Below are 11,961 nucleotides of genomic sequence, written 5' to 3' on the forward strand. Positions count from 1 at the left end.
GTGCCCGTAACACCACCGTCCAGCACCCGCCCCCGAGCACCCGAACTACCCCGCCACCAGCACATATACCCACGGAAAGCGGAATCCAGCACTAGCGCCCGACGAGTAAAACGGTCGCCAAGCTGATTGCCGGAGACCTCACCCCTCCGTGCCGACTGGCAGTGGTGAGACCGTCGCACACCACACCAGACGCTTGTGAGCGTCGGGCACGAGTGCGCAGGGCACCCATGCAAGGATCAGCAAGGACCTGCAAGAAAATGTCATAGACTTCCGGCATGGTGAGTCGTTTGGTGGAGGTCGCGGAGTTCGCAGGTGTCAGTGAGGCGACGGTCAGTCGCGTCCTGAACGGCAAGTCGGGGGTGGCACAGTCCACCCGTGCGGCCGTTCTGACCGCGCTCGACGTCTTGGGGTACGAGCGGCCGCCACACCTGCGTGGGCGTGCGAACCGTCTCGTCGGCCTGGTGGTCCCCGAGATGAGCAATCCGGTCTTCCCGGCGTTCGTGGGGGTCATCGGCACTGCTCTCGCCCAGCGCGGTTTCACGCCCGTACTGTGCACGGGCACGCTCGGTGGGGTACATGAGAGCGACTACGTCGACATGTTGTTGGAACACCAGGTCATCGGCGCCATATTCATCTGCGGCCTCCACTCGGAGCGTGCCGCGGACCACCGCCACTACGACCGCCTGACGGAACGCGGGCTTCCTCTTGTAGCCGTCAACGGCATCCCCCCGGAGCTCAAAATCCCCTGCGTATCGGCCGACGACGCAATGGCCGTCGAACTCGCCGTCAAGCATCTGGCGTCCCTCGGCCACCGAAGGATCGGCCTCGCGGTGGGGGAACAGGGCCACATTCCAGCAGCACGCAAGATCGATGCATTCCGGTCGGCGATGCACGAACACCTGGGCGTTACCGATGCAGACCCGGACATTGTTCAGACCATGTACACCTTGGAGGGGGGAACCTCGGCCGTCTCACGGCTGTTCCGGCAGGGCGTTTCGGGTGTGGTCTGCGGTAGCGATGTACTCGCCCTCGGGGCGATCAGAGCGGCTCGCCGAATGAAGCTCGACGTTCCTGGCGATGTATCGGTCGTGGGCTACGACGACTCTGCCTTCATGCCCTTCGCCAACCCACCGCTGACGACCGTCAGACAACCGGTCGACGCCATGGGGCAGGCCGTGGTCACCATGCTGCTGAATCAGATCTCCGGCGCCGGCGGAAGCACCGAGGAGATGCTCTTTGAACCCGAGCTGGTGGTGCGCGGCAGCACCGCTGCTGGCCCCTCCCGCAATGGCGGCTGACCAGGAGGGTCGAGCCAGCCGATACCTCTCTGCCCCAAAGGCTCGGGCGGCTGAAGTCTGCGGACACGGACTGCGAGTTGATTCCATGTCCTTGGACACGTGGAGCGGGAACGAACTGCCCGCGGTTGCCCGGGACGAGCTGATGATCGGCATCAAGTGGTCGGGCCCGCGCCTCGTGGGGTGGAGCTTTACCGCCGCGGAAGGGCTGAACCGACTCGCTGATGTCGATTAGCCATAGTCCGTGACAAAGCCTTCGGGCGTCGCCGGCAGATGAGGGCGCATCTGTGGGCGAGGGGAGGCTTCATGGCTGCCGTCGCGTACCTCCCGAGGCCAGAGCGCCCGATGCCCAGGATCACCGGCTTCACGCCGAGACTGCGGACGAGGCGATGGGGTACTTGTCGCGGCCGGAGCCGCGGTCACCCAGTAGGACGGCGCGCGCCCGACCGCGCCTGCCGCAACTGGGTCCAGCAGCGGGAGCAGCTGGATGACGTCGTTGCGGTTGCCGCCAGTCAGGGTGGCGGCGAGCGGAATGCCGGTGGCACCTGTGATCAAGTCCGGCTTGCTGACCGTCCCGCCCCCGGTTGACAGGATTTCACTCCGTCCTGGTCCCCCGTTAACGCGCGGATATGGGAGCCGCCGACCGCCGTGCGGGCGCGCCCTGAAACACCAACCATTGCCGCTCGCGCCGCTCCCGGGATGTCGAGCCCGGCACTCTACCGTCGACAGCAGCGGCTCAATCACTGCCCGCCAAGCCTGGCGCTGCATCCAACCGGCAGACGGTGCGATCGACAGCTGCCTAGATGACGGTTTCACGGAATGACGTTATCTTGCAGTTCAGTGAAAGAAACTTGCCGGTAACCGTAGACTTCCCCTTCCGTTGTTCCTAGTCTTTCGTCACTGAACCGCCGATGAGGCGCGCGACAAGAGGAGGGACCATGCATCACTGGTTGCCAAGAGCGGGAGTCGCGGCACTGGCCGCTTGCATGCTTGCCGGGTGCGGAAGCGGCGCGAGCGGGGACGACTCCGCCGACGACGGCGAAGCGGTGCTGCGCGGCCGCGGGCCGATCACTCTCGCCACCGGGAAGGACAACAGTGGCGTGCTGTCCAAGATCATCGATCGGTGGAACTCGACGCACCCCAAAGAGCCTGTGCGCACCATCGAGCTCTCCGACTCCCCCGATGAGCAGCGGCAACGGATGATCCAGGACGCCGAGCTGAAGTCCGGTGAGTTCTCGGTACTCAATCTCGACGTGGTGTGGACCGCAGAGTTCGCGGCCAACCGCTGGGTCGTAAGACTGCCGAAGGACAGCATCGACGCGTCCAAGTACCTGAAGCCGACGGTCGAAGGAGCCTCATACCGAGGCGGTCTGTATGCCGCGCCGTGGACTTCAGATGGCGGGCTTCTCTACGTCCGCAAGGACTTGCTGGAAAAGGTCGGCGCGAAGCCTCCGCAAACCTGGGAGCAGATGAAAGCCACTTGCAAGAAGGTGCTCGCACTGCCTGAGGCGAGGGGCATGGCCTGTTACGCGGGCCAGTTCGAGAAGTACGAGGGGCTGGCGGTGAACTTCGCCGAGATGGTCAACAGCGCCGGCGGCTCGGTCGTCGACAGCGCCGGCCATCCCCAGGTGGACTCTCCGCGAGCCGCGAAGGGGCTGCGTTTCTTCACCGACGCCTTCAAGAGCGGTCTGATACCCAAGAAGGCGATCACTTTCAAGGAGGAGGAGGGGCGCCAGGCTTTCCAGAAGGGCAAGTTGGTCTTCCACCGGCAGTGGCCGTATCAGTGGACGCTTGCAAACGCCGATGACGGCTCCTCCAAGGTTGCGGGTAGGTTCGCCGTCGCACCGCTGCCCGGTCTCAACGGCCCAGGTGTCTCCAGCCTGGGCGGGCACAACCTGGCGATCAGCTCGTCCGCCAAGTACAAGGCGACGGCACTCGACTTCGTCCAGTTCATGACGAGCCCTCAGCTGCAGCGGGAGAACCTGCTGCTCAGCTCCAACGCCCCCACGATCGCAGAGTTGTACGACGACAAGCAGCTTGTATCCAAGTACCCCTACCTTGCGGTGCTCAAGCAGTCGATTCTCACTGCGAACCCACGTCCTCGTGTCGTGCGCTACGGGGACGCCACAGCAGCCATTCAGGAAGCGGCGTATCGCGCACTCAACGGAGAGATCCCGCCTGAGAGGGCGCTGACAGACCTGCAGAAGAAGCTCAAGGAGATCACCACTCCGTGACGACTCTGCCGACGCTTCGCCCTGCCCCCTGGTTTCGCGGAGTTCCTGCCGCCGCCCTCGCTTTGTTGAGGTGAATCGCCATGCCCGCACTAGCCGCCCGAACACCCTCTGCTACCCAGCCTCCTGGAAAGGCGCCGCCCGTCCTCCGACATCGCCCAAGCGGCACCAATCGTCTCGCCGCGCTGCTGATCTCTCCAACAATCGCCGTCCTGGGGCTCGTCGTCGGCTACCCCGTCGTCGCCGCAGTCCGCGAGTCCCTGTACACCAAGAACTCTGGTCTCGACAGCTCCGGCTTCGTCCGGACAGGCGAACAGTTCGTCGGCCTGCAGCACTACAGCGACCTCTTCCAAGGCGAGGCGGGTGACCGGTTCTGGAACGCCTTCACGAACACCACCCTCTTCACCGTCACCACCGTGCTGATCGAGACCGTGCTCGGTGTCGTCATGGCGCTGGTGATGCACAAGGTGGTACGCGGCCGAGCCCTGGTGCGAGCCACCATTCTGGTGCCCTGGGCGATCCCAACCGTCGTCTCCGCGCTGCTGTGGCAGTGGATATTCCAGGCCGACGGCGTGGCGAACGCGCTCCTGGGCGGACAGGTGCTGTGGACCACGGACGGCTTCCAGGCCGCGCTCGCCGTCATCATCGCGGACACCTGGAAGACCGCCCCCTTCGTCGGACTACTGGTACTCGCGGGGCTACAGCTAATACCAACTGAGGTCTACGAGGCCGCCCGGGTCGACGGCGCGAATGCCTGGCACCAGTTCACCCGGATTACCCTTCCACTGCTGCGCCCGGTCCTGCTGGTCGCCATACTCTTCCGGCTGCTCGACGCCCTACGCATGTTCGACCTGCCCTATGTGCTGATCGGCGCCCGAAAGGACTCGGTGGAAACCTTGTCGATGCTCGCTTTCGACGAGGCGGCCAACACCCGGTACGGGCCCGCCGCCGCCTACGCGGTCCTGCTCTTCCTCTACGTAGCCGCGGCGGCCTTCATCTTCGTCAAAATTCTCGGAGCCGACGTCTTCTCCACCAAGAACGATGGCAAGACGTCGGGCGGGCACAGGAGCGGACTTCCGCGACCCCGGAGCGCGGCGAAGGAGGCACTCGTATGAGCCTCGCCCTCCGGATGCTTCCCCGGTGCATCGCACCGCTGTCCCGCAAGACCGTGCTGAGTCTTCTCGGCTTGGCACTGATCGTCGTGTACTGCCTGGCACCGTTCTACTGGATGGCGGTCTCCAGCTTCCGACGCAGCTCAGATCTCTTCTCCAAGTCCCCGCTTCCCTCCCCCTGGTCGCTGGAGAACTACGAGGCGGTGCTCCGCTCCAGCAATGGATTCGGGCGGGCGCTGCTGAACAGCATGATCGTCGCTGGAACGACGACGCTACTGACCTTGGTGATTGCCACATTCACCGCGTACGCGTTGGCGCGCCTCGACTTCCGCGGCAAGAATATCGTCCTGGCCCTGGTCATTGCCACGTCGATGTTTCCCGGGATCTCTCTCGTCGTGCCGTTGCTCAAGCTGTTCACCGACAATCTCCACTGGGTGAACACCTATCAGGCGATGATCGTGCCCTCGTTGTCCTTCGCCCTGCCGCTCGCGGTCTGGAATCTGACCGCCTTCTTCAGGCAGTTGCCGCGTGAGCTGGAACAGGCCGCCATGGTGGACGGCTGCACTCCGGGCCAGGCTTTCCGGAAGGTGATCCTCCCGCTCACCGCGCCCGGTGTCTTCACCACGGCGATACTGACGTTCATCGGAGCCTGGAACGAATTCATTATCGCCCTATCGATGGTCAACCGGTCCTCCATGCAGACCGCCACCGTGGCCATCGCCCAATTCGGCGGCGCGACCGGCTTCGACGTCCCCTACGGCACCAAGATGGCAGCCGGTGTTGTCGTCACCATCCCCCTCGTCGTCCTTGTCCTTATTTTCCAGCGCCGCATCATCGCCGGCCTGACCGCAGGAGCCGTCAAGTGACACCGTCGCGGCCCACCGTCCCCACCCCGGAGATATCCGTGCCACACTCCCAGAACCCTGCCCCCGTCGAAGGCTGGTGGCGCAGCGCGGTCATCTACCAGGTCTACATCCGCAGTTTCACCGACGGCAACGGCGACGGTGTCGGAGACCTCGCTGGCCTGCGCGAGCGTCTGCCGTACCTCGCCGAACTGGGCGTCGACGCCCTGTGGCTCAACCCCTGGTACCCCTCCCCGATGGCCGACGGCGGGTACGACGTCGCCGACTACCGCGATATCGACCCGGCTTTCGGCACCCTCGCCGAAGCCCACGCGATGATCGAGGAGGCCCACCACCTCGGGCTGCGGATTGTCATCGACATCGTCCCCAACCACACCTCCGATCAGCACCCCTGGTTCCGGCAGGCTGTTGCGGACGAATCCGGCTCCGCCGCCAGGGAGCGCTATCTCTTCCGGGACGGGCGCGGCGAGGGCGGCGAACTGCCTCCCAACAACTGGCGCAGCGTCTTCGGAGGTCCAGCCTGGAGCCGTATCACCGCACCGGACGGAACACCGGGGCAGTGGTATCTGCACCTCTTCGCGCCAGAACAGCCCGACCTCAACTGGGAGAGCCCGGAGGTACGCGCGGAGTTCGAGTCAATCCTGCGGTTCTGGTTCGACCGGGGGGTAGACGGAATCCGTATCGATGTCGCTCACGCGCTGGTAAAGGCTCCAGGCCTGCCAGACCTGGGGCGTTGGGACATGGAGCTCATCGGGTCGGCGGCCAATGCCGACCATCCGCACTGGGACCGCGACGGCGTCCACGAGATCTTTCGGGGCTGGCGCGCCATCGCCGACTCCTACGCCGAGCCGCGGGTATTCGTCGCCGAGGCCTGGACCGGTGCGCCTGAGCGGCTGGCCCGCTACGTCCGGCCCGACGAGCTGCACACCGCCTTCAACTTCGACTATCTGACGGCTCCATGGCTGGCAGACCATCTGCGCCGGGCGATTGACACGTCGCTTGCGGCGCTCAACTCGGTCCAGGCTCCGGCGACCTGGGTGCTCTCCAACCACGATGTCGCACGCCATGTCTCCCGCTACGGCAGGCCGCAGCCGGCCCAGCCCGAACGCGCACTGGCCGACCTGGGGTCCGATCAGCCATTCGACCTCGAGCTGGGCACCAGGCGGGCTCGCGCCGCCGCCCTGCTCACCCTCGCCCTCCCCGGAGGCGCATACCTCTACCAAGGCGAGGAACTCGGCCTGTGGGAAGTCGAAGACCTGCCGGAAGAGCTGCTGCAGGATCCGATCTGGCGCCGCTCAGGACACACCGATCGCGGTCGCGACGGCTGCCGCGTGCCCCTGCCCTGGTCCGGCAACAATCCGCCGTTCGGCTACAGCCCCCCGGACGGGCAGGCACATCCGTGGCTACCGCAGCCGGCCGCCTGGAGGAACCTGACGGTGCAAATCCAGGGCGGCGACGAACAGTCGATGCTGCAGCTGTACCGGAAGGCCCTGCACATCCGCCGCAGTCACCCTGCGCTTGGCGACGGAGCTCTGACCTGGGACTCCGAGACCGACGACGAGGTGCTGTCCTTCACACGCGAGCCCACACTCCGCTGCGTGGTCAACCTCTCACCGCACCCAGTCGCCCTGCCGGACCACCACCGCGTGATCCTTTCAAGCGCCCCGCTTGACATCGGGAAGCTGCCCAGCGACACAGCCGTCTGGCTCACCTGGTGAACCACCCCGCACGAAAAGTGACTACGACCGAAGATCGCCCGCAGCGTCGAACTCCGAACACAAGGGACCATGCTTCTGCAATGGAGACGGCTAACTGATCGTTTCAGAATGAGGTTCGGAGTCGTCTCAAACACATGACGCTGCAGGCGAGTTGGAGTAGGCCGAGGTGGAGGTCGGCGCGTATCTCGTAGCGGATGCGGAGTCGTTTGAATTGGTGGAGCCAGGCGAAAGTCCGCTCGACGACCCAGCGGGTCTTGCCGAGTCCGGAGCCGTGCGGGGTGCCGCGGCGGGCGATCTTCGGGGTGATTCCACGGGCCCGGATGAGGCGGCGGTACTTGTCGTAGTCGTAGCCGCGGTCGGCGAACAGCCGTCGGGGGCGACTGCGTGGCCGGCCGCGCAGACCGCGGATGGGCGGGATGGCGTCCAGCAGTGGCATGAGCTGAGTGACATCGTGACGATTCCCGCTGGTCAGCGCGACGGCTAAGGGAGTGCCATGCCGGTCGACGATCAGATGGTGCTTGCTGCCGGGCCGGGCCCGGTCGACCGGCGAAGGTCCGGTGTGAGTCCCCCTTTGAGCGCCCGGACGTGTGAGCCGTCGATCGCAGCGTCGTCCATGTCCAGCAAGCCTGCGGCCCGCAGTTCGGCCAGCAGCACCTCGTGCAGCTGCGGCCAGACGCCCGCTTCGGTCCAGTCCCTCAGCCGCCGCCAGGCCGTCACACCGCTGCAGCCGACCCGTTCCGCGGGAACGTCCCGCCAGCTCACGCCCTTGCACAGCACGTAGACGATGCCGCGCAGCGCAGCCCGGTCATCAGCAGGCAACCGCCCGGGATACCGATGCCGCCTGAGCGGACGAACCGGCAGCAGCGGGGCCACACGTTCCCACAAGTCATCAGGCACAAGATCAGCAAACACCCGACAGATCCTGCCGACACAACACCCAACTGCCAAGCCCCACAACGCAATTCATTCTGAAACGATCAGTAAGAACTCCTATCGCAATGACTTCAGGCGTCGCCAGCAGATGAGTGCGCATCCGAGGGTGAGGAACGCTTCGTGGATGTCGTCGCGTATTTCCCAGCGGATGCGCAGACGGCGGAACCAGTGCAGGTGGGCGAACGCGCCCTCGACGACCCAGCGTTGGGTGCCCAGGCCGGATCCGTGCCCGGTGCCCCGGCGGGCGATCAGCGGTTTCACACCGAGGTCCCGGACGAGTCGGCGGTACTTGTCGTGGTCGTAGCCGCGGTCGCCCAGCACCACCACCCGCGACGGCCGGCCGCACGTGGTGATCGGCGCCTACACCGGCGAGGGCCTGGTGTTCTCACTGACCGACGACGGCAGCTTCGTGCACGAGGCGACGTTGTCCCTGCACAGCAACGCGGTTAAGGGCGTCGCCGGTGACACGATCTTCTCCTTCTGCGCCGACACCGAGGCCGCGTGGTTCTCCACCACCACACCCGCCGAGGTGGCGCGGGTACCGGAAGCGCACACTAGAATCGCCAACGGATGCACAGGGCTTGCCCCGGGGCAGTTCGCCAGTGTCAGCCGTGACGTGAAGCTGCGGGTCTGGACCGGGGTCGAGGCACTCACTTTGGAAACCCCGCACGACCACTCGGTCAAGAGCGTGAGCGCGTCGCAGGACGGCGGGTACATCGCCACCGGCGGTTACAACGGACTGGTCGCCGTCTACGACCGCGCCGTCGGCACGTGCGGTCGTGGTGCGCCCAACAACGGCGGTAATCTCCTCGCTCTACTACGACAGGGACAGCGGCGGCTTCCTGCCGACTTCCTACGACGGCACGGTGTACGAGATCCCGATTGGGACGGCATAACGCCTGACGGTACCGGCGGCCCGTGTGGCCGCCGCAGTGCCGTCGGTACTCGGCCATATCAATTCGCCACCAAACAAGGAGTATGCCGTGGCCGACAAGGTAACCGACTGGATTCGCGCGGCCGTACTGGTCGACCAAAACGTCAACGCGCTGTCAGATCGAGCGGCGGTGGGATTGCCGGACCACTACGTCCCACCGCGAGCTGAGCACGCACACGACGTGATCCACGAACTGTCCGCCGACCCGCATGTGCTCGTGGCCCGTCTGACCGACCCGGAACTGCTCCTGGAACGGCGGCTGGCGGCCGGTACGCTGCTCGCGTTGGTCGGCGATCCGCGGCTGCGCAGCGCTGCGCCGGCCATGGTGGACGTCCCGGCTGGTAATGCACTGATCGGCACGGCCGAGGCCGATGTGGACGGTCTGCACCGCGATTCCGAGCGTTTTGGCGTTCAACGCGGTTGGATTGCCAAGGAATGCCCACGCCACGAGTTGACGGTCCGCGGCTTCCGCATCGGCATGTACCCGGTCACCAACGCCCAGTACGGGCGCTTTCTCACCGAAACTAGGTACCCTGAGCTGCCAAGTAGTTGGAATTACGGACGATTCCACCCCGCACTTGCCAACCACCCCGTCTACACCGTCTCCCCGGACGCTGCCGACACCTACGTCCGATGGCTGGCAAAGGGGACCGGCCGGCCGTTCCGCCTGCCCACCGAAATCGAGTGGGAGTACGCGGCAGCCGGCCCCGAGGGACAGCGATACCCGTGGGGTGAGAAGTGGTCGGCCGACAACGCCAACACCTTGGAGACCGGGCTGCTGGCCAGCGCCCCGGTTGGTGCGTTCCCCGGCGGCAACTCGTGGTGCGGGGTACAGGACATGGCAGGCAATGTGGAGGAGTACGTATCCGACCGTTACGACTCCTATCCGGGAGGTGCGCTGGTCCGGGATGATCTCTTCATACGCATGGGGCACTATCGCATCGCCCGGGGGGGCGCGTTCAACAGATGCCGGGACCTGGCGCGGAACCAGCGCAGGCACGGACCGTACCCAAGGTCGCTGTACGCCATGGGATTCCGAGTCGCTGAAGACGCGGTCCCCGACGACGGGAGCCGCTGATGCGGGTGGCACAGGTCCACTGGACCGCGTCTCCGGTCACCGGGAGTCGAGGTGCACAGCGCGGCACTGCACAGCCAACTGCGGCGTGTGGGTGCGGACTCAGCGCTCTTCAGCGGATCACGGCAGGCCGACATTGGCCTGTACAGCCCGGTGCTGGAGATCGGCGGTCCGGTGGTCGCCACAGCGATGAGGGATTTCGTGGGCTGCTTGGCGGATGCGACGTGGTTCACTGGCACAACGCCCAATGGCACAAGCCTCAGGTTACGCACGAGGTCGTTTCCACCCTGAGGAGTCAAGGCTGGCGTGGTCGCGTCGTGTTTGACCTGCACAACATCGACGACGACAAGGAGCACTGGGACTTGCGTTCCACGCCACTGGCCGATCGCCTCCTCGTGAACTCGCAGTTCGTGCGGCAGGAGGTACAGTTCCGGCTTCCCGGCGCTCTGATGGGTCTCGCCCTGCTCGCGATGACCCGTGGCCACAGCGGCTACCTCCTGACGCGAGATGCGCATCGGCTCGCTCCACCGACGCCACCGGGCAGCCGAGTTCAAGAAGTTCCTGGTCAAGGTCAACAAGGAAGTCCCGGCGGGTCTGGAAGTGCATCTGGTCCTGGACAACTACGCCACCCACCAAACACCCGCGATCAAGCAATGGCTGGTGGCCCATCTCCGCTTCCACCTGCACTTTGAGCTGTCCCGAGTTTCGTAGCGGCCGGGTTGTGTGGTTTCAGGCGGCGTTCGTCGTCGTCTAGGATCGGTAGTGCTGGGCCTCGAATTCCTCGGGCGGGAGGTAGTCGAGGGCGGAGTGCAGGCGCTCGGTGTTGTACCAGCCGACCCACTGGACGACGGCACGTTCTACCTGGTCAGCGTCCCGCCAGGGGCCCTGGTGCTCGACAGCTCGGCCTTGAACGAGCCGTTGAGTGCCTCGGCCATGGCATTGTCGTAGCTGTCCGCGACGGAGCCGACGGACGCGGTCGGGCCGGCCTGCAGCAACCGCTCGCCGTAGCGGATTGACACGTATTGCGAGCCGCGGTCGCTGTGATGAATCAGACCCGAGCCCTTCTTGATTCCACGCCGCCAGAGCGCCATCTTCAGGGCGTCCAGGGGGAGATCGGTGCGCATGTGGGTGGCGAGCTGCCATCCGGCGATCATCCGTGAGTACACGTCCAGGACGAAGGCGACGTAGACCCAGCCCGGGCAGGTGCGGACATAGGTGAGGTCGGCGACCCATAGCTGGTTGGGACGGTGGGCGGTAAGGCGCCGGTTGACCAGGTCCGGCGGTCTGGGAGCGGACGGCTCGGGAATGGTGGTGCGGCGCCGCTGCCCGCGGATCACACCCTCCAGGCCGTCCTCGCCCATCAGCCGCTCGATGGTGCAGCGGGCCGTGGCAATGCCCTCGCGCCGCAGCTGGTGGTGGATCCGCCGGGCTCCGTAGGTCTCGCCCGAGGCCGCGTGGATGCGGCGGATGTGCCCAATGAGCCGTTCCTCGCGCAGTCGTCGGGCGGACTTGGGCCGCCTGCGGCGGGCGTTGAATGCGAGACCGACAGGTCCAGCTCCCGGCATACGGGCTCGACCCCGAAGTCGTCGCGGAGGTGGTTGATCACCGCGTCAGCCTCGTGCGGGGCTGGTCGAGCTCCTTGCATCGCCCCGGGTTTGATGGAGACATCGAAGACCCGGAAGGATGCCGATCATGGCTGCTCCCCGTAAGTACCCCGACGAACTGCGCGAGCGCGCGACGCGCTTGGCGGTCGAGGCCCGCAAGGACCCGGCCGGCCGGGCCGGTGCGATCAAGCGGATC

Annotated in this window: 9 protein-coding genes and 4 pseudogenes; 8 read left to right on the forward strand and 5 right to left on the reverse strand. The window is 65.8% G+C overall.

Translation table 11 applies throughout. The features are described from left to right. The first annotated feature begins 275 nt into the window (after window positions 1–275). Window positions 276–1,298: a LacI family DNA-binding transcriptional regulator gene (locus ACFWDI_RS40160; RefSeq protein ID WP_385311968.1), complete on the forward strand. Its 1,023-nt coding sequence runs from the start codon at window positions 276–278 to the stop codon at window positions 1,296–1,298. An 85-nt stretch (window positions 1,299–1,383) separates the two neighbouring features. Then, a complete protein-coding gene (locus ACFWDI_RS40165) occupies window positions 1,384–1,530 on the forward strand; it encodes a hypothetical protein (protein WP_385311970.1) in 147 nt (48 codons plus the stop codon). Window positions 1,531–1,760: 230 nt separating this feature from the next. Here ACFWDI_RS40165 and ACFWDI_RS40170 read toward each other — a convergent pair. After that, a pseudogene (locus ACFWDI_RS40170) lies at window positions 1,761–1,853 on the reverse strand (IS5/IS1182 family transposase); the annotation flags it as partial. A 380-nt stretch (window positions 1,854–2,233) separates the two neighbouring features. On the opposite strand from ACFWDI_RS40170, the gene ACFWDI_RS40175 reads away from it, so the two are divergent. From ACFWDI_RS40175 to ACFWDI_RS40190, 4 genes are all read left to right on the forward strand, one after another. Further along, complete coding sequence (locus ACFWDI_RS40175) at window positions 2,234–3,529, forward strand: ABC transporter substrate-binding protein (protein WP_385311972.1); 1,296 nt, start codon at window positions 2,234–2,236, stop codon at window positions 3,527–3,529. A gap of 80 nt (window positions 3,530–3,609) precedes the next feature. Further along, on the forward strand, window positions 3,610–4,641 hold the full coding sequence (locus ACFWDI_RS40180; RefSeq protein WP_385311974.1) for a carbohydrate ABC transporter permease: 1,032 nt from the start codon (window positions 3,610–3,612) through the stop codon (window positions 4,639–4,641). 71 nt (window positions 4,642–4,712) lie between these two features. Beyond that, window positions 4,713–5,504 carry a carbohydrate ABC transporter permease gene (locus tag ACFWDI_RS40185; RefSeq protein ID WP_385311976.1) on the forward strand — a complete coding sequence of 264 codons (792 nt, stop codon included), beginning with the start codon at window positions 4,713–4,715 and terminating at the stop codon, window positions 5,502–5,504. Window positions 5,505–5,542: 38 nt separating this feature from the next. Next, window positions 5,543–7,219, forward strand: coding sequence for a glycoside hydrolase family 13 protein (locus ACFWDI_RS40190; RefSeq protein WP_385311978.1), 1,677 nt, complete (start codon window positions 5,543–5,545; stop codon window positions 7,217–7,219). Between the two features lie 103 nt (window positions 7,220–7,322). Here the strand turns inward: ACFWDI_RS40190 and ACFWDI_RS40195 are convergent. Together ACFWDI_RS40195 and ACFWDI_RS40200 are read right to left on the reverse strand one after the other, a co-directional pair. Then, window positions 7,323–8,131 (reverse strand): IS5 family transposase gene (locus ACFWDI_RS40195; RefSeq protein ID WP_385311980.1). Its coding sequence is split into 2 segments (ribosomal slippage): window positions 7,323–7,792 and window positions 7,792–8,131, totalling 810 coding nucleotides; the frame shifts between segments, so codons are not numbered across the junction. Window positions 8,132–8,209: 78 nt separating this feature from the next. Beyond that, a pseudogene (locus ACFWDI_RS40200) lies at window positions 8,210–8,494 on the reverse strand (transposase); the annotation flags it as partial. A gap of 578 nt (window positions 8,495–9,072) precedes the next feature. On the opposite strand from ACFWDI_RS40200, the gene ACFWDI_RS40205 reads away from it, so the two are divergent. Further along, the gene (locus tag ACFWDI_RS40205) at window positions 9,073–10,164 is read left to right on the forward strand and encodes a formylglycine-generating enzyme family protein (RefSeq protein WP_385311981.1); all 1,092 of its coding nucleotides are present in this window, start codon (window positions 9,073–9,075) and stop codon (window positions 10,162–10,164) included. 510 nt (window positions 10,165–10,674) lie between these two features. Continuing rightward, window positions 10,675–10,851 (forward strand): annotated as a pseudogene (locus ACFWDI_RS40210) (IS630 family transposase); the annotation flags it as partial. Window positions 10,852–10,911: 60 nt separating this feature from the next. Here the strand turns inward: ACFWDI_RS40210 and ACFWDI_RS40215 are convergent. Both ACFWDI_RS40215 and ACFWDI_RS40220 read right to left on the reverse strand, forming a co-directional pair. Next, a pseudogene (locus tag ACFWDI_RS40215) lies at window positions 10,912–10,998 on the reverse strand (hypothetical protein); the annotation flags it as partial. A 20-nt stretch (window positions 10,999–11,018) separates the two neighbouring features. Next, window positions 11,019–11,726: an IS3 family transposase gene (locus ACFWDI_RS40220; RefSeq protein ID WP_385311982.1), complete on the reverse strand. Its 708-nt coding sequence runs from the start codon at window positions 11,724–11,726 to the stop codon at window positions 11,019–11,021. Window positions 11,727–11,961 lie beyond the last annotated feature (235 nt).

Source organism: Streptomyces sp. NPDC060064, from assembly GCF_042736455.1.
Lineage (GTDB): Bacteria > Actinomycetota > Actinomycetes > Streptomycetales > Streptomycetaceae > Streptomyces.